Below are 18,400 nucleotides of genomic sequence, written 5' to 3' on the forward strand. Positions count from 1 at the left end.
ATGTCACCGGTGGCAATCACCCCGGAGCACAACCCGCTCCGGCTGCCGACGGATCGTCGACTGAACCGGATCGCGGGACCCAGCACCCTCATCATCTTCGGCGTGACGGGCGACCTGTCCCGCAAGAAGCTGATGCCCGCGGTCTACGACCTGGCGAACCGGGGGCTCCTGCCGCCCGGGTTCGCCCTCGTCGGGTTCGCTCGGCGTGACTGGGAGGACCAAGACTTCTCCCAGCTCGTCCACGACGCCGTCAAGGAGCACTCCCGCACCCCGTTCGACGAGGACGTCTGGCGTCAGCTCGAACAGGGCATCCGCTTCGTCCAGGGATCGTTCGACGACCCCGAGGCGTTCCGCGAGCTCAAGCGCACCGTCGACGACCTCGACGCGGAGCGCGGCACGCTCGGCAACCACGCGTTCTACCTGTCGATCCCGCCGAAGATGTTCCCGGTCGTCACCGAGCAGCTGAAGCTGTCCGGGCTGACCGAGAAGCGCGACGGGTCCTGGAGCCGTGTGGTCGTCGAGAAGCCCTTCGGCTCCGATCTCCGCACCGCGCGCGAGCTCAACGCGATCGTCGAGAGCGTCTTCGCTCCGGACGACGTGTTCCGCATCGACCACTACCTCGGCAAGGAGACCGTCCAGAACCTGCTGACGCTCCGGTTCGCGAATCAGATGTACGAACCCATCTGGAACTCGAACTACGTGGACCACGTGCAGATCACGATGGCCGAGGACATCGGCGTCGCCGGACGTGCCGCGTACTACGACGGCATCGGTGCGGCGCGCGACGTCATCCAGAACCACCTGCTGCAGCTCCTCGCGCTCACCGCGATGGAGGAACCCGTCTCGTTCAAGGCCGCGGACCTCCGCGCCGAGAAGGAGAAGGTGCTGTCGGCGGTGCGGCTCCCCGCCGACCTCGCGACGTCGACCGCCCGCGGGCAGTACGCCGGCGGATGGCAGGGCGGCGAGAAGGTGCTCGGGTTCCTCGACGAAGCCGGGATGAACCCGGAGTCAGGCACCGAGACGTACGCGGCGATCAAGCTCGACATCGCCACGCGTCGCTGGCAGGGCGTCCCGTTCTACCTGCGCGCCGGCAAGCGTCTCGGCCGTCGTGTCACCGAGATCGCGATCGTGTTCAAGCGCGTCCCCGAGGACGTCTACGGCAACACCCAGTCGCCCCTCGGCCAGAACGCGCTCGTCATCCGCGTGCAGCCGGACGAGGGCGTCACGCTCCGCTTCGGCTCGAAGGTCCCCGGCGTCGGCACCCAGGTGCGCGACGTGACGATGGACTTCGGCTACGGCCACGCGTTCACCGAGGCGTCCCCCGAGGCGTACGAGCGACTCATCCTCGACGTGCTCCTCGGCGACCCGCCCCTGTTCCCCCGGCACCAAGAGGTGGAGCTGTCCTGGAAGATCCTCGACCCGATCGAGGAGTTCTGGGCCACGCAGGGCCAGCCCGAGCAGTACCGTCCCGGCACGTGGGGTCCGGCGTCCGCCGATGCCCTGCTCGCCCGCGACGGCCGGACCTGGAGGCGTCCATGAAGATCGACATGCCGAACACCACGGTCTCGAAGATCCAGAAGAAGCTCGTCCACATCCGCGAGGAGGGCGGCGCCGTCGCCCTCGGTCGTGTCCTGACCCTCATCATCTCGACGGCCCTGGGCCACGAGGAAGAGGCGATCGAGGCCGCGAACGAAGCCTCGCGCGAGCACCCGATGCGCGTCATCATCGTGTCGAAGAACGACGGCGACACCAAGTCGCCGGGTCGCCTCGACGCGCAGATCCGAGTCGGCAGCGACGCGGGCGCGAGCGAGGTCATCGTCCTCCGTGCGTACGGCGAGACCGCGACCGACGAGGAGAGCCTGGTCACGGGCCTCCTGCTGCCGGACGCCCCCGTCGTCGCCTGGTGGCCGCAGACCGCGCCGGAGCAGCCCTCCGCGTCGGCACTGGGCCGCATCGCCCAGCGCCGGATCACGGACGCCGCCGCGCAGAAGGACCCGAACGGCGCGATCGAGGCCCTCGGCGCCTCGTACGTGCCGGGCGACACCGACTTCGCGTGGACCCGTCTCACCCTGTGGCGGAACCAGCTCGCCGCGGCGCTCGACCAGCCGCCGTACGAGCCGGTCACCGCGGTCGAGGTCTCCGGGGCGTACGACAGCCCGTCGACGATCCTCCTCGCCGCGTGGCTGCAGCTGCAGCTCGAGGTGCCCGTGTCGGTCGTCACGTCGCCGCGGGCGACCGGGTCGAGCGGCATCCACGGCGTGAAGCTCGTGCGCGAGTCCGGCACCATCGAGCTCGAGCGGTCCCTGGTGGACGTCGCGACGCTCTCGATGCCCGGGCAGCCGACGCACGACCTGTCGCTGCCGCGCCGCAACCTGCGCGACTGCCTGGCCGAGGAACTCCGTAGACTCGACCCGGACGTCCTCTTCGGAGACGTCGTCAAGCACGGGGTGCCGCAGCTGCGCGAGTCGATCGCCGGCTGACACACCCCACACGACCGGCCGGTCCCGCTCGCCCGAGCACCAGGACCGGCCGGTCGTTCGGACCGAAGGCGGTCCTCGCACCGATGGGCCGCCACGAACACGGGAGTCACGTGACCAACGAACGGCGGGTGCTGGTGCACCCGGACAAGCAGGCCCTCGGCGCTTCGGTCGCCGCACGCTTCATCACGAAGATCATCGACGTGCTGGACGAGCAGGAGCGCGCGGACATCGCCATCAGCGGTGGCTCGGTGTCGTCGCTCGTCCTCGCCGCCATCGGCCAGTCGCAGGCTCGCGAGAGCGTGGACTGGTCGAAGGTGCACGTGTGGTGGGTCGACGAGCGCTGGGTCCCGGCGGGCGATGCCGATCGCAACATCACCGGCACGCAGACGGACTTCTTCGACCACGTCGACATCCCGGAGTCGAACATCCACCCGATCGCCGCGTCCGACGCGGGGATCACCATCGACGAGGCCGCCGCGCAGTACGAGCGCGAGCTGCAGGACGCCGCCCCCGAGGGCGCGGTCGCTCCGCGGTTCGACATCACGCTGCTCGGCGTCGGCCCGGACGGCCACACCGCGTCGCTGTTCCCCGAGTTCCCGCAGCTCGAGGTCACCGACCGTGCGGTCCTGTCGGTCGACGACTCCCCCAAGCCGCCGCCGCAGCGCCTGACGCTCACCTTCCCGGTGATCAACGCGTCGCAGCGGGTGTGGGTCATCCTCTCCGGTGCCGAGAAGGCGTCCGTCCTCGGGCTCGCGCTCGCGGGTGCCGCCGTCGACGAGGTCCCGGTCGGGGGCGTCCAGGGGCGCAAGCGCACCGTGTTCTTCGTCGACCAGGACGCCGCGCGCGACGTCCCCGAGAACCTCATCGCGTCGACCTACTAGACGCGACTGCATTCCGGACGGGAGGCGCGGTGCCAGCTGGCACCGCGCCTCCCGTCCGTCTGTCGGTCGCGTCTCGGGCCGCGCGCCCGAACGCGAGACGCCAGGCGCGAGGCGCCAGGCGCGAGGTCGCGCGATCTGCCGCCCGCGCGGCGTGCGCGCGGCAGTTCGTGCGACCTCGGCGGAACGCGCGCGGCGCGTCGTGCAACCGCGACGATGCGGGAGCGGCGCGGCGCGGCGCCTCGCCGCGAGGTCGCACGATCGGCCGCCGCCACCGCACCCCTCGCCCCGCGAGGTCGCACGATCTGCCGCCGGCACCGCCTTCGGGCGGCAGATCGTGCGACCTCGGCGGAACGCATGCGGCGTGTTGTGCCACCTCGTGCGACCGGACGCACGCACCGACCGGACTGACCGAACGCACGCACGACGAAGGCCCCCGCACCTGAGGGTGCGGGGGCCTTCGTGACGTTCGGTGCGCGAGCCTACTTCGCTGCGGTCCCGCGACGCTGCCGGAGCTGCTGGAGCGCGTCCTCGAGGAGCTGTGCCGCTTCTTCCTCGGTGCGACGCTCCTTCACGTACGCGAGGTGCGTCTTGTAGGGCTCGGTCTTGGAGACCACGGGCGGGTTCTCCTTGTCACGACCAGCCGGGAGGCCGGTCGACGGCGAGTCCACCGTCTCCGGGATCTCTTCGTCAGGAAGACCGGCGGCGAAGTACCGCACGACCTCGTTACCGAGGGCGTCCCAGTAGGAGATCGCCACCCGCTCGGCCTGGACCCCTCGGTCCTGCTCCCCCATCGGGCCCGCGCCGACGCGCGAACCCCGGATTGCACTGCCTCCGCTTGCCATGGATCAGCTCCCCGCCGTGAACTTGTTGATGAGACCGAGCACGATGATGGACACGATCCAGACCAGACCGAGGATCACCGTGATGCGGTTGAGGTTTCGCTCGGCGACGCCGGACGCCCCGAGGTTGCTCGTCACGCCGCCGCCGAACATGTCGGAGAGGCCGCCACCGCGGCCCTTGTGCAGCAGGATGAGGAGCGTGAGCAGGAGGCTCGTGATTGCGAGCAGGACCTGCAGCACGACGGAGAGAATCGCCACGACGTACCTTTCGTGTCAGTCAGCCATCCGAGTATACCGGCCAGGTGGTCGGCCGAGGTTCCCCGGGCTGGGCGTGGCACAGGCCGGCCGCACGGAGCGACCGGCCTGTGACCGGTGGATCAGAGTCCGACGTGCTGCCGGAAGCGCGCGATGGCCGCGAACTCCTGCACGTCGAGCGAGGCGCCACCGACGAGCGCGCCGTCGATGTCGGGCTCGCGGAGGAAGCCCGCGATGTTGCCGGACTTGACCGAGCCGCCGTAGAGCACCCGGGTCGCCGCAGCCGCTTCGTCGCCCCATGCCGCGGCGATCCCGCGACGCAGTGCCGCGCACTCGTCCTGGGCCTGCTCGGCCGTGGCAGCCTGGCCGGAGCCGATGGCCCAGACGGGCTCGTACGCGACGACGATCTCGGACGGCTTCACCGTGTCGAGCACGACCTGCAGCTGCTCGACGGGCACGACGCCGGCGCCGCGCTCCTCGCGCTGCGCACCGGTCTCGCCGACGCAGACCACCGGCACGAGGCCGTGCTTGACGGCTGCGGCGGTCTTCGCGGCGACGACCTCGTCGGTCTCGCCGTGCAGCGTGCGCCGCTCGGAGTGCCCGACGATGACGTACTGCGCGTCGAGTGCCGCGAGGAACGCTCCGGAGACGTCGCCGGTGTAAGCACCGGAGTCGTACTGGGAGAGGTCCTGCGCGCCGAAGCGGATCGGCAGCTTGTCGGCCGAGATGAGCGTCTGCACGCTGCGGAGGTCCGTGAAGGGCGGGAACACCGCGACCTCGACGTCGTCGAAGTCGTGGCGGGCGTCCTTCAGGGTCCACGCGAGCTTCTGCACCGTGGCGATCGCCTGCAGGTGGTCGAGATTCATCTTCCAGTTGCCGGCGATGAGGGGCGTGCGGCTCATGCGGTCCACCCCAGTGCCTCGAGACCGGGGAGCGACTTGCCCTCGAGGAACTCGAGGCTCGCACCGCCACCGGTCGAGATGTGCCCGAACTGGTCGTCCGAGAAGCCGAGCGATCGAACGGCCGCTGCGGAGTCGCCACCGCCGACGACACCGAGGCCGTCGACCTCGGTGAGCGCCTGCGCGACGGTCTTCGTGCCGGCGGCGAACGCCGGGAACTCGAAGACCCCCATCGGGCCGTTCCAGAACACCGTCTTCGACCCGGACACCGCGGACGCGAACCGCGCCGCCGTCTCGGGGCCGATGTCGAGCCCGATGCCGTCGGCACCGAACGACGACGACTCGATCGCGTCCGCCGCCACGGTCTCGTGGTCGGCGTCCGCCGCGAAGGCGGACGCCACGACGACGTCGGTCGGCAGGTCGATCGTCACGCCGAGCTCCTTCGCCCGCGAGAGGTACTCGCGGACGACGTCGAGCTGGTCGGCTTCGAGCAGCGACTTCGCGACGCCGTGGCCCTGGGCCGCGAGGAACGTGAAGAGCATGCCGCCGCCGATGCACAGGGTGTCGACCTTGGGCAGGATGTGGGCGATGACGCCGAGCTTGTCGCTGACCTTCGAACCGCCGAGCACCACCGTGTAGGGGCGCTCCGGGTCCTTCGTCAGCCGCTCCAGCACGCGGAGCTCGGTCTCGATGAGCGAGCCGGCCGCGCTCGGCAGCGCCGAGGCGAGCTCGTAGACCGAGGCCTGCTTGCGGTGCACGACACCGAAGCCGTCGGACACGAAGGCGTCTCCGAGGGCTGCGATCCGGTCCGCGAAGCCGCTGCGCACGGCAGCGTCCTTCGAGGTCTCCTCCGGGTTGAAGCGGAGGTTCTCGAGCAGCAGGACGTCGCCGTCCTCGAGGGCCTCGGCGGCAGCGGTCGCCTCGTCGCCGACGGTCTCGCCGACGAACGTGACCTCTTTGCCGAGCAGCTCGGAGAGCCGCTGTCCCACCGGTGCGAGCGAGTACTCCGGCTTGGGCTCGCCGTCGGGGCGGCCCAGGTGGGAGATCACGATGACGCGTGCGCCGGCGGTGATGAGGGTGTTGAGCGTCGTCAGCGAGGCGCGGACGCGGCCGTCGTCGGTGATCGTGCCGTCCTTGAGCGGGACGTTCAGGTCACATCGGACGACGACGCGCTTGCCGGCGAGGTCGCCGAGGTCCTCGAGGGTACGGAGGGCCATGTGTTAGAGCCGCTCGCCCACGTACTCGGTGAGGTCGACGAGGCGGTTCGAGTAGCCCCACTCGTTGTCGTACCACGAGGTGATCTTCACGAGGCCGCCGATGACCTTGGTCAGGCCGGAGTCGTAGATCGAGGAGTGCGGGTCCGTGGTGATGTCGGTCGACACCAGCGGGTCCTCGCTGTAGAGCAGGATGCCCTTGAGCGGCCCCTCGGCTGCCTCCTTGTAGGCGGCGTTGATCTCGTCGACCGTGACCTCGGACTTGGTCTCGAGCGTGAGGTCGGTGATCGACCCGGTCGGGACCGGCACGCGGAGCGCGAAGCCGTCGAGCTTGCCGGCGAGCTCCGGGAGGACGAGGCCGATGGCCTTCGCCGCACCGGTGGAGGTCGGGACGATGTTGAGGGCGGCGGCGCGGGCACGACGCGGGTCCTTGTGCGGGCCGTCCTGGAGGTTCTGGTCGGCGGTGTAGGCGTGCACCGTCGTCATGAGGCCACGCTCGATGCCGAACTTGTCGTGGAACACCTTGGCGAGCGGCGCGAGGCTGTTCGTGGTGCAGGACGCGTTCGAGATGATGTGGTGGTTGGCGGGGTCGTACTGGCCCTCGTTCACACCGAGCACGATGGTGACGTCGTCACCCGAGGCCGGGGCGGAGATGATGACCTTCTTGGCACCGGCGTCGATGTGCTTCTGCGCGTCGGCGGCCTTCGTGAAGAACCCGGTCGACTCGATGACGATGTCGACGCCCAGCTCGCCCCACGGGAGGTTGGCGGGGTCGCGCTCCGCGAGGACCTTGATCGCCTTGCCGTCGACGACGATGTTGTCGCCGTCGAGCTCGACCGTTGCCGGGAGCTTGCCGGTGATGGAGTCGAACTTCAGCAGGTTCGCGAGCGACGCGTTGTCGGTGAGGTCGTTCACCGCCACGATCTCGAGGTCGCTGCCCTTGGCCAGTGCGGCCCGGAAGAAGTTACGGCCGATGCGGCCGAAGCCGTTGATACCGATCTTGACGGTCAATGGATCTCCTGGTGGGTGTGGAGCGCCCAGGGGGCGCTGCTTTCGGAGGCGCAGGCCCTGCGGGCCCACGTGTGGTGGACGATACGCCCCGTAACGTCGCCGTAACGACCCTAGCAGTCGGACACTGCGCGCCCGCGCGGTGTGACGGTCCGTCCGGACGGTCGCCGACCAGGCCGGGAACGGGCCCGAGAAGGTGACGACAGACGGACGGGAGGCGCGGTGCCAGCTGGCACCGCGCCTCCCGTCAGACCGGTCGGACGACCGCGATCAGGCGCCCTCGAGCTCCTCGGGGACGCTCGCCTCGGTACCCGGGATGCCGAGGTCGGACGCGCGCTTGTCGGCCATTGCGAGCAGACGGCGGATGCGCCCCGCGATGGCGTCCTTCGTCATGGGCGGATCGGCGTGCTGACCGAGCTCGTCGAGCGACGCGTCACGGTGCTGCAGGCGGAGCGAGCCGGCGTACTGGAGGTGGTCCGGGACCTCGTCGCCGAGGATCTCGAGCGCACGCTCGACCCGTGCGCACGCGGCGACGGCAGCCTGCGCGGAGCGGCGGAGGTTCGCGTCGTCGAAGTTGACCAGGCGGTTGGCGGTGGCGCGGACCTCGCGGCGCTGGCGCATCTCCTCCCACTCGGCGGTGGTGCGGGCGGCACCCATCACGGTGAGCATCTGCCCGATGGCCTCGCCGTCGCGGATGACCACGCGGTGCACGCCACGGACCTCGCGGCCCTTCGCGGCGATCCCGAGCCGGGAGGCGGCCCCGACGAGGGCCATGGCGGCCTCGTTGCCGGGGCAGGTGACCTCGAGCGCGGCGGCACGACCGGGGTCGGTCAGGGTGCCGGCGGCGAGGAACGCACCGCGCCAGATCGCGGCGAGGTCCTCGCGGTTGCCGGTCGTGAGCCGGTTCGGGAGGCCCCGGACCGGGCGACGACGGGCGTCCATCAGACCGGTCTGCCGGGCGAGGGTCTCCCCCGCCTCGAGCACGCGCACCAGGTACCGGGTGCCACGACGGGCGGACGCGGACGACCCCACCGACGCCTCGCTCCGCACGCCGTACAGCTCGGCGAGGTCCTTCCGCACGCGGTGGACGATGATCCGGGTGTCGAGCTCGACCTCGACGGCGATCCTGCCCGAGATGACGTGCAGGCCGCCCGCGAACCGCAGGATGGTCGCCAGTTCGGCGGCGCGGACCGTGTTGCGGTTCACGACGACCCGGGCCAGTTCGTCCTTGACCTCGGCAGTCAACGGCACAGCATCATTCCTAACGTTTCTTCTGGTGGGGTCCGCGTGCCCGGCGCACGTCGTGTGGAGCGGCCGGAGGGACGGTCACTCCCGGCCGAGATCTCGGTTCTTCACACGCACGGCGACGCCAGGCATCCCGCGGAGGATGTTCGCCAACTCGGCGACGATGGCGACCGAGCGGTGCTTCCCGCCGGTACAGCCGATGGCGATCGTAGCGTGTCTTTTGTTCTCGCGCTGGTACCCCTCGAAGACCGGCTCGAGCACGGAGGCGTAGCGGTCCACGAACGGACGGGCTCCGGGCTGGGCGAGCACGTAGTCCGAGACGGGCTTGTCGAGGCCGGTGTGCGGGCGCAGTTCCGGCACCCAGTACGGGTTCGGCAGGAACCGCACGTCGGCGACCATGTCGGCGTCGGCGGGGAGTCCGTACTTGAACCCGAAGCTCATGAGCGTCACCTGGACGCCGACGAAGTGGTCGTCGGCGAAGCGCTCGGTGACGGCGTTCGCGAGCTGGTGGATGTTGAGGTCCGAGGTGTCGATGACGAGGTCGGACGCCTCGCGCAGCGCGGAGAGCCGGGCGCGCTCACGGGCGATGCCGTCGAGCAGCGTGCCCTCGGCCTGCAGCGGGTGCGGTCGCCGAACCTGCTCGAACCGCCGCACGAGGACGGCGTCGGTGGCCTCGAGGAAGAGCACGCGGACCCGCGCCGAGGTCGTGGACCGGACCTGCTCGACCGCCTGCTCGGGGTCCGTGAAGAACCGGCCACCGCGGACGTCGACCACCGTGGCGATCTTGGGGATCTTCTCACCCGCGCGGTCGGCGAGCTCGGTCAGCGGTGCGAGCATCTGGGTCGGCAGGTTGTCGACCACGTACCAGCCGAGGTCCTCGAGCGCCTTGCCGACGGTCGACCGCCCGGCCCCGGACATGCCGGTGACGATGAGGATGTCGTGCTGCTGCGGCGATCGGGTCGATGCCTGGTCGCTGTCGCTCATCGGGCGCTCCCACTCATCGGTCGCTGCCGCTCATCGGTCGCTCATCGGTCACAGTCGGCCATCGGCGCTGTCGGTCATCGGCGCTGTCCGTCATGCGGTGCGGGCTCTGGCGGTGGCGGTCATCTGGGAGTGGGCTCCGTCGTGGCGGCCCGGGCGCGTCGCCCGGGGGAGGTCTCGGCTGCGGTCAAGGGTATCCCCCGGCGGCGGACGGGAGGCGCGGATTCCGTCACGACGGGAGCTCCGGACCACCGGCGGTCACCTGTGGCAGCCGCGCTGGGTCTCCGGGGAGGGTCTCGGCACCCTGCGGGGCCGACACCGCTCCAGGCGCGCTGGTGGTGGCGTCGAGCGCGCTGTCGGGCGCGCTGGTGGCGGCGTCGGACGTGCTGCCGGGTGCGCTGGTGGCAGCGTCGGGCGCGCTGCTGGCGGCGTCGGGCGCGCTCGTCGGGGTCGGGCCGACGGGTGCGCTCGTGGGGGTCTGCTGCAGCTTCGTGACGACCGCCGCGGCGGTGGCGGGACCGACGCCGGGGACCTCGCCGATCTCGTCCGCCGTCGCCTCGCGCAGCCGCGCGACCGAACCGAAGTGCTTCAGGAGCGCGTTCACGCGACTCGGGCCGAGTCCGGGGATCTCGGACAACTGCGAGCGGACGTCGCGCTTCCGACGGGTCCGCTGGTGGGTGATCGCGAACCGGTGTGCCTCGTCGCGGATGCGCTGGATGAGGAACAGCGCCTCGGAGTTGCGGGGCAGGATGACCGGGAAGTCGTCGTCCGGCAGCCAGAGTTCCTCGAGGCGCTTGGCGATGCCGACGAGGGCGATGTCGTGCACCCCGGCCTCGTCCATGGCCCGCTTCGCCGCCTGCACCTGCGGCTGGCCGCCGTCGACGATGAGCAGCTGCGGGCGGTACGCGAACCGCTTCGTCGGCTTCGACCCCTCGACGACCTCGTCGCTCGTGACGTCGGGGACGTCCGGCACGGTGGCGTCCTCGTCGAGACGGGCCAGGCGTCGCGAGAGCACCTGGTACATGCTGTCGGTGTCGTCGGTGGTCTCGGCGATCGTGTAGCGGCGGTACTGGTCCTTGCGGGGCAGTCCGTCCTCGAACACCACCATCGACGCGACGACGTTCGTACCCTGCAGGTGCGAGATGTCGTAGCACTCCATCCGGAGCGGCGCCTCGGTCATGCCGAGGGCGTCCTGGATGTCGGCCAGGGCGGCGGACCGCGTCGTGTAGTCGGCGGAGCGCTTGGTCTTGTAGAGCATGAGCGCCTGCGCCGCGTTCTGGGCTGCCGTGCGGGCGAGCCCGGCGCGGTCGCCGCGCTGGGCGGTGCTGAGCTTCGTGCCGCGTCCGCCGCGGCGCTCGCTGAGCCACTGCTGGAGCGCTTCGGCGTCCTCGGGGAGCTCGGGCACCACGACCTCGCGCGGGGGCTCTTCCGTGGTGGCGTACTGCCCCTGGACGATCTGCTCGACGAGGTCGCCCGTCGAGATGTCGAGCTCCTTGTCGACGACCCAGCCGCGGACACCACGGATGCGGCCGCCCCGCACCGAGAACAGCTGCACGGCCGCCGCCAGCTCGTCCTCGGCGATGCCGAACAGGTCGAGGTCCACGGAGTCGCGGAGGACGACGGCCGACTTCTCGAGCACGGCCTCGAGCGCGCCGACCTGGTCGCGGAACTTCGCTGCCTGCTCGTACTGCATCGCGTCGGCCGAGGCGGCCATCCGCTGCCGCAGCTGCGTGATCACGCGGCGGTCGTAGCTCGCCATGAAGCGGACGAACTCCTCGACCAGCACCCGGTGCTCGGCGATCGTGACCTTCTGCGAACACGGACCACCGCACTTGCCGATCTGCCCCGGGAAGCACGGCTTGCCCGTCTGCATCGCCTTCTTGTACGACGAGTCCGAACAGGTGCGGATCGGGAACACCTTGATCATCAGGTCGATGGTGTCGTGCACCGCCCAGATCTTCGGGTACGGACCGAAGTACTTCGCGCCCTTGATCTTCCGGTTCCGCGTGACCATCACCCGCGGGCTCTCCTCGCCCAGGGTGATCGCCATGTACGGGTACGACTTGTCGTCGCGGAACTTGACGTTGAACGGCGGATCGAACTCCTTGATCCACGTGTACTCGAGCTGCAGCGCCTCGATCTCGGAGCCGACGGTGGTCCACTCGACGCTGCGTGCCGTCAGGACCATCCGCCGGGTGCGTTCGTGCAGCGTCGGTAGCGGTGCGAAGTAGTTGCTCAGCCGGGCGCGGAGGTTCTTCGCCTTGCCGACGTAGAGCACCCGGCCGGCTTCGTCACGCCACCGGTAGACGCCCGGGTCGGTCGGGATGTCCCCCGCCTTCGGACGCCACGAGACGGTGTTCGCCACCTACCGAGCACCCGCCTTCTGCTTGCCGTCCTGCCGCTGCTTGCTGTCCTGCCGCTTCGAGGTGACCTGGCGGGCGCCGACGGCCTGCTCCTTGCCGACCCGGGCGTCCTGCGCGTCGAAGATCTCCTTCAGGAAGACGCCGGTGTGGCTCTCGGGCACGTTCGCCACGTGCTCCGGGGTGCCAGTCGCCAGGATCGTGCCACCACCCGAGCCACCCTCGGGGCCCATGTCGATGAGCCAGTCGGCCGACTTGATGACGTCGAGGTTGTGCTCGATCGTGATGACGGTGTTGCCCTTGTCGACCAGGCTCTGCAGGACGAGGAGCAGCTTCCGGACGTCCTCGAAGTGCAGGCCCGTCGTCGGCTCGTCGAGCACGTAGACCGTCCGGCCGTTCGACCGGCGCTGCAGCTCGGTCGCGAGCTTCACGCGCTGCGCCTCACCACCGGAGAGCGTCGTCGCGCTCTGCCCGAGCCGGACGTAGCCGAGGCCCACGTCGACCAGGGTCGCCATGTAGCGGTGGATCGCGGAGATCGGCTCGAAGAACTCGGCCGCCTCGCTGATCGGCATGTCGAGGACCTCGGAGATGTTCTTGCCCTTGTAGTGCACCTGCAGGGTCTCGCGGTTGTACCGCGCACCGCCGCAGACCTCGCACGCGACGTAGACGTCGGGCAGGAAGTTCATCTCGATCTTGATCGTGCCGTCGCCGGAGCAGTTCTCGCAGCGGCCGCCCTTGACGTTGAAGCTGAAGCGGCCGGGCTGGTAGCCGCGCGCCTTCGCCTCGGTCGTCTCGGCGAACAGCTGGCGGATCCGGTCGAAGACGCCGGTGTAGGTCGCCGGGTTCGACCGCGGCGTGCGGCCGATCGGCGCCTGGTCGACGTGCACGACCTTGTCGAGCTGGTCGAGGCCCTTCACGCGGGTGTGCTTGCCGGCGATGTGCCGTGCGCCGTTGAGCTGGTTGGCGAGCACCTTGTACAGGATGTCGTTGACCAGCGTCGACTTGCCCGAGCCGCTCACGCCGGTCACCGCGGTGAAGACGCCGAGCGGGAAGTCGGCGTCGATCGACTTGAGGTTGTTCGCGCGGGCACCCTGCACGCTGATCGTGCGCTTGAGGTTCACCTTGCGGCGCTCGGCGGGCACCTCGATCGCGCGACGGCCGGCGAGGTAGTCCCCCGTGATCGACTCGCGGTTCTCGATGATCCCCTCGTACGAACCGGAGTGCACGACGTTGCCGCCGTTCACGCCGGCGCCCGGGCCGATGTCGACGACCCAGTCGGCCGTGCGGATGGTGTCCTCGTCGTGCTCGACGACGATGAGGGTGTTGCCGAGGTCCTTGAGCTTCACCAGGGTGTCGATGAGCCGGCGGTTGTCCCGCTGGTGCAGGCCGATGCTCGGCTCGTCGAGGACGTAGAGCACGCCGGTCAGACCCGAACCGATCTGGGTCGCCAGACGGATGCGCTGCGCCTCGCCACCGGAGAGGCCACCGGCACCGCGCGCGAGCGTCAGGTAGTTGAGGCCGACCTCGAGCAGGAACTCGAGCCGTGCCCGGATCTCGCGGAGGACCGCTGCGGCGATGTGCGCTTCGCGGTCGGACAGCGCGAGGCCGTCCATGAACGCGTACGCGTCGTCGAGGGAGAGGTTCGTGACGTCGGCGATGCTGCGGTCGGCGACCGTGACCGCCAGCACCTCGGGCTTGAGGCGCGTGCCGTCGCACACCGGGCAGGGGACCTCGCGCAGGTAGCCCTGGAAGCGCTGCCGCTGCGAGTCCGACTCGGCCTCGGCGAACTTGCGCTCGATGTAGGGCATGACGCCCTCGAACCCGCTGGTGTAGCGCATCTCGCGACCGAACCGGTTGCGCCAGGACACCGACACCTGGAAGTCCTTGCCGGTGAGGATCGCTGCCTGCACCGACGGGTCGAGGCGGCTCCACGGGGTGTCGAGGTCGAACCCGAGCTCCTTGCCGAGCCCGTCGAGCAGCTTCTCGAAGTACGAGTACAGGCCGCTCGTGCCGGTCCACGGCAGCAGCACGCCGTCACGCAGCGAGGCCTCCGGGTCACCGAGCACGAGGTCGGGGTCGACCGACATGCGGGTACCGAGACCCGAGCACTCCGGGCAGGCACCGAACGGCGCGTTGAACGAGAACGTGCGGGGCTCGATCTCGGTCAGCGCGAGCGGGTGGTTGTTCGGGCAGGACAGGTTCTCGGAGTAGGTCCGGACGGCACCGGGCCCCTCGGCGTCGACGAGGTCGATCGCCACCGTGCCGTCGGTCAGGCGCAGCGCCGTCTCGAGCGAGTCGGTGAGGCGTCCGAGGATGTCCTCGTTCGCGACCAGACGGTCGACGATCACCGAGATGTCGTGCTTGACCTGCTTCTTGAGCTTGGGCGGGTCACTGAGCTGGATCCGCTCGCCGTCCACGATCGCCCGGGCGTACCCGGACGCTGCGAGCTCCTGGAAGAGGTCGACGAACTCGCCCTTCTTCTTCGAGATCACCGGCGCGAGCACCTGGAAGCGGGTCCCCGACTCGAACTCCATGAGCTGGTCGGCGATCTGCTGCACGCTCTGCTTGCTGATCACCTCGCCGCAGACGGGGCAGTGCGGCACACCGATGCGCGCCCAGAGCAGGCGCATGTAGTCGTAGACCTCGGTGATGGTGCCGACCGTCGAGCGCGGGTTCCGGTTCGTCGACTTCTGGTCGATCGACACCGCGGGCGAGAGCCCCTCGATGAAGTCGACGTCCGGACGGTCGACCTGCCCGAGGAACTGGCGCGCGTACGCGGACAGCGACTCGACGTAGCGGCGCTGCCCCTCGGCGAAGATCGTGTCGAACGCCAGCGAGGACTTACCCGAACCGGACAGACCGGTGAACACGACGAGGGAGTCGCGCGGGATCTCGAGGTCGACGTCCCGCAGGTTGTGCACGCGGGCGCCGCGCACGCTGAGCGTGGAGGTGCTGTGGGGTGCCGTGCCGCCGGGGATGTGGAGGTCTGCGGGCTCACCGAAGGCGTTCCGGGCCGACGTCGAGGTACCGCGGTCAGAGGTGATGGTCATCGTCGTCGATTCTACGAAGCGGGACCGACATTCGGCCGTGATGGAGGATCAGACGAGTGCGTCGAGAGCGAACGCGACGCCCGAGGCGCGCTCGCTGGCGGTCCAGAGTCGGGCTGCCTCGGTGCGGTCGTGCGCCCGTGGTTCGGCGCGGACCACGGTCGCGCGACCGCGCAGCTGCATCCACCCGGCTGGCCCCCAGTACTCCCCCGACCGCACACCGGGAGCGACCGCTGCGTGCACGAGTGGCTCGGCGCCGGCGTCCTTCCCCTGCACGAACAGGCGCTGCACGGACAATCGCTGGGCGGCCGGCGACCGGACCGGGCGGATCCACGCCGGCTCGGAGCGCGACGGCGCGATCTCCGGACGGTCGGGTGCGAGCAGGTCGAGCGAGAGCCCCGGATGGGCGACGACACTCGACACCGGCGACCCGGCGTCGGCGAGGCGTTCGGCGAGCTCGAAGCCGAACAGCATCACGGCGAGCTTGCTCCGGCCGTACTGCCGGTGGCTCGAGTAGCGCCCGGCGCCGAGCGGGTCGCGCCGGTCGAGACGGGCCCACCGGTGCGCGATCGACCCGAGGTGCACGACGCGGCCGCCGCGCTGCTCGAGCAACGGCAGGGTCCGTGCGGTCCACGCGAAGTGCCCGAGGTGGTTCGTGCCGATCTGCAGCTCGGTCCCCTGCGCGGTCGCCTGCCGTTCCGCCGCACCCACGACGCCGGCGTTGTTCACGATCGCGTCGACACCGTCCGGCTCGAGTCGAGCGAGCTCGTCCGCAGCCGCACGCACGCTGTCCAGGTCTGCCAGGTCGAGGTGCAGGTGCGCGAGGTCGGCACCGTCCACGTGGCGACGGATGCTCCGTTCCGCAGCAGCCGCGCGGCCGGCGTCACGGGTGGCGAGCACCACGCGGTGGCCGGCCGCCGCGAGCTGTTCGGCGGCGTGGTAGCCGAGACCGGCGCTGGCGCCCGTGACGACGACGGTGCGGCGCACGGCCCTACTGGACATGTCCGGCGGACTCCATCTGCCGCAGTGCCTTCTTGAGGTCCTGCACCTCGTCGCGGAGCCGCGCGGCCAGTTCGAACTTGAGCTCGGCCGCAGCCTGCAGCATCTGGTCGTTCAGGTCGCCGATCGTCGCCTCGAGCTGGGTCGCGCCCTCGCCCGCGATGCCACCGCGCTTGAGGTTCGGCGTCGGGGAGCGACGGCCGTCGGCACCCGGACGCCCTTCGAGCAGTGCCTTGGTGTCGTCGTTCTCCCGCGCGAGGATCTCGGTGATGTCGGCGATCTTCTTGCGCAGCGGCTGCGGGTCGATGCCGCGCTCGGTGTTGTACGCCACCTGCTTCTCGCGGCGGCGGTCCGTCTCCTCGATCGCGAACTTCATCGAGTCCGTCATCTTGTCGGCGTACATGAGCACCTGGCCCGACACGTTGCGGGCGGCACGACCGATCGTCTGGATCAGCGACGTCGACGAGCGGAGGAAGCCCTCCTTGTCGGCGTCGAGGATGGCCACGAGCGAGACCTCCGGCAGGTCGAGGCCCTCGCGCAGCAGGTTGATGCCGACCAGCACGTCGTAGACGCCCTGGCGCAGCTCGGTGAGCAGTTCGACGCGCTTCAGGGTGTCGACGTCGGAGTGCAGGTACCGCACCCGGACACCGGCGTTCCCGAGGAAGTCGGTGAGTTCCTCGGCCATGCGCTTCGTCAGCGTCGTCACGAGGACACGCTCGTCCTTCTCGACGCGCTGTTTGATCTCCTCGAGCAGGTCGTCGATCTGGCCGTCGCTCGGCTTGACGACGATCTCCGGGTCGACCAGACCGGTCGGGCGGATGATCTGCTCGACCACGCTGTCGGTGACGCCGAGCTCGTACTTGCCCGGCGTGGCCGACAGGTACACCTTCTGCCCGACGCGGTCGAGGAACTCCTCCCACGTCAGCGGGCGGTTGTCGAGCGCGCTCGGCAGGCGGAACCCGTGCTCGACGAGGGTCCGCTTGCGGGACGCGTCGCCTTCGTACATCGCGCCGATCTGCGGCACGGTGACGTGCGACTCGTCGATGACGATGAGGAAGTCGTCCGGGAAGTAGTCGATGAGGCAGTGCGGGGCCTCGCCCGCGGCACGGCCGTCCATGTGCCGCGAGTAGTTCTCGATGCCCGAGCAGAAGCCGATCTGCTCCATCATCTCGATGTCGAACGTGGTGCGCATCCGGAGGCGCTGGGCCTCGAGCAGCTTGCCCTGCCCCTCGAGCTCGGCGAGCCGCTCGGCCAGTTCGACCTTGATGTCCGCGATCGCCCGGTGCATCACGTCGGTGTCGGCCACGTAGTGCGACGCGGGGAAGATCGACACCGCGGGCAGGTCGTCGATGACGTTGCCGGTGAGCGGGTGCAGCGACGACAGCGCCTCGACCTCGTCACCGAACATCTCGATGCGGATCGCGTGCTCCTCGTACATGGGGATGATCTCGAGGGTGTCTCCACGGACCCGGAAGGTGCCGCGCGCGAAGTCGACGTCGTTGCGCTGGTACTGCATCGCCACGAACTTGCGGACGAGCTGGTCGCGCGTGATGGTCTGGCCGACGTGCAGCGCCACCGAGGCGTTCATGTACTGCTCCGGCGTCCCGAGGCCGTAGATGCAGGACACCGTCGAGACCACGATGACGTCGCGCCGGCTGAGCAGCGAGTTCGTCGTCGAGTGCCGGAGCCGCTCGACCTCGGCGTTGACCGAGGAGTCCTTCTCGATGAAGGTGTCCGTCTGCGGGACGTACGCCTCGGGCTGGTAGTAGTCGTAGTACGAGACGAAGTACTCGACGGCGTTGTTCGGCAGCAGGCTGCGGAACTCGTTCGCGAGCTGGGCCGCCAGGGTCTTGTTGTGCGCGAGCACGAGCGTCGGGCGCTGGACCTGCTCGATGAGCCACGCCGTGGTCGCGGACTTGCCCGTACCGGTGGCGCCGAGCAGCACGACGTCGGTCTCACCCGCGTTGATCCGGCCCGCGAGCTCGGCGATCGCCGCGGGCTGGTCACCGCTCGGCGTGTACTCGCTGATGACCTCGAACGGACGGACCGCGCGGGTGGGCTCGATTGACACTGCCATGTCCACCACGGTAGTCGGGACCGCCGACACCGGAGCCGCGTGCTCGCCCTCGGCGTATCGTCCACGGCAAGCTGCTTCCGAGTCGGCTGATAGTGACGCGGAATAGCCTCCGATC

General features: G+C 69.9%; 14 protein-coding genes. 3 read left to right on the forward strand and 11 right to left on the reverse strand.

Annotation, left to right across the window (positions count from 1 at the left end):
* The 3 genes from zwf to pgl all read left to right on the forward strand — a co-directional run bounded on the left by zwf (position 1) and on the right by pgl (position 3,361).
* A complete protein-coding gene (zwf, locus tag EDF64_RS07405) occupies positions 1–1,539 on the forward strand; it encodes a glucose-6-phosphate dehydrogenase (protein ID WP_133519395.1) in 1,539 nt (512 codons plus the stop codon).
* On the forward strand, positions 1,536–2,480 hold the full coding sequence (locus EDF64_RS07410) for a glucose-6-phosphate dehydrogenase assembly protein OpcA (RefSeq protein WP_133519396.1): 945 nt from the start codon (positions 1,536–1,538) through the stop codon (positions 2,478–2,480). Before zwf ends, EDF64_RS07410 begins: the two co-directional genes overlap by 4 nt.
* Positions 2,481–2,590: 110 nt before the next feature.
* Positions 2,591–3,361: a 6-phosphogluconolactonase gene (gene pgl, locus EDF64_RS07415; protein ID WP_133519397.1), complete on the forward strand. Its 771-nt coding sequence runs from the start codon at positions 2,591–2,593 to the stop codon at positions 3,359–3,361.
* Positions 3,362–3,840: 479 nt separating this feature from the next.
* On the opposite strand, the gene EDF64_RS07420 is transcribed toward pgl, so the two are convergent.
* The 11 genes from EDF64_RS07420 to uvrB all read right to left on the reverse strand — a co-directional run bounded on the left by EDF64_RS07420 (position 3,841) and on the right by uvrB (position 18,273).
* Positions 3,841–4,203, reverse strand: a complete 363-nt coding sequence (locus EDF64_RS07420) for an RNA polymerase-binding protein RbpA (protein ID WP_092096288.1) — start codon at positions 4,201–4,203, stop codon at positions 3,841–3,843.
* 3 nt (positions 4,204–4,206) lie between these two features.
* Complete coding sequence (gene secG, locus EDF64_RS07425) at positions 4,207–4,458, reverse strand: preprotein translocase subunit SecG (RefSeq protein ID WP_058727797.1); 252 nt, start codon at positions 4,456–4,458, stop codon at positions 4,207–4,209.
* Between the two features lie 119 nt (positions 4,459–4,577).
* Positions 4,578–5,357 (reverse strand): triose-phosphate isomerase, encoded by a 780-nt coding sequence (tpiA, locus tag EDF64_RS07430; protein ID WP_133519398.1) that lies wholly within the window; start codon positions 5,355–5,357, stop codon positions 4,578–4,580.
* A complete protein-coding gene (locus tag EDF64_RS07435; protein ID WP_133519399.1) occupies positions 5,354–6,571 on the reverse strand; it encodes a phosphoglycerate kinase in 1,218 nt (405 codons plus the stop codon). Before EDF64_RS07435 ends, tpiA begins: the two co-directional genes overlap by 4 nt.
* A 3-nt stretch (positions 6,572–6,574) precedes the next feature.
* Positions 6,575–7,579 (reverse strand): type I glyceraldehyde-3-phosphate dehydrogenase, encoded by a 1,005-nt coding sequence (gap, locus tag EDF64_RS07440; RefSeq protein WP_027465689.1) that lies wholly within the window; start codon positions 7,577–7,579, stop codon positions 6,575–6,577.
* A gap of 267 nt (positions 7,580–7,846) precedes the next feature.
* Positions 7,847–8,827, reverse strand: coding sequence for a DNA-binding protein WhiA (whiA, locus tag EDF64_RS07445; protein WP_133519400.1), 981 nt, complete (start codon positions 8,825–8,827; stop codon positions 7,847–7,849).
* 75 nt (positions 8,828–8,902) lie between these two features.
* Positions 8,903–9,805 (reverse strand): RNase adapter RapZ, encoded by a 903-nt coding sequence (rapZ, locus tag EDF64_RS07450; RefSeq protein WP_133519401.1) that lies wholly within the window; start codon positions 9,803–9,805, stop codon positions 8,903–8,905.
* A 226-nt stretch (positions 9,806–10,031) separates the two neighbouring features.
* Positions 10,032–12,167 carry an excinuclease ABC subunit UvrC gene (uvrC, locus tag EDF64_RS07455; protein ID WP_133519402.1) on the reverse strand — a complete coding sequence of 712 codons (2,136 nt, stop codon included), beginning with the start codon at positions 12,165–12,167 and terminating at the stop codon, positions 10,032–10,034.
* Positions 12,168–15,212, reverse strand: coding sequence for an excinuclease ABC subunit UvrA (uvrA, locus tag EDF64_RS07460; protein ID WP_133519403.1), 3,045 nt, complete (start codon positions 15,210–15,212; stop codon positions 12,168–12,170). It abuts the gene before it with no gap.
* 48 nt (positions 15,213–15,260) lie between these two features.
* Positions 15,261–16,196, reverse strand: a complete 936-nt coding sequence (locus EDF64_RS07465) for an SDR family NAD(P)-dependent oxidoreductase (RefSeq protein ID WP_208108856.1) — start codon at positions 16,194–16,196, stop codon at positions 15,261–15,263.
* Positions 16,197–16,200: 4 nt separating this feature from the next.
* Positions 16,201–18,273: an excinuclease ABC subunit UvrB gene (uvrB, locus tag EDF64_RS07470; protein ID WP_071291842.1), complete on the reverse strand. Its 2,073-nt coding sequence runs from the start codon at positions 18,271–18,273 to the stop codon at positions 16,201–16,203.
* Positions 18,274–18,400 lie beyond the last annotated feature (127 nt).

The organism is Curtobacterium flaccumfaciens, assembly GCF_004361695.1.
In the GTDB taxonomy this organism is placed as follows: Bacteria; Actinomycetota; Actinomycetes; order Actinomycetales; family Microbacteriaceae; genus Curtobacterium; species Curtobacterium flaccumfaciens_B.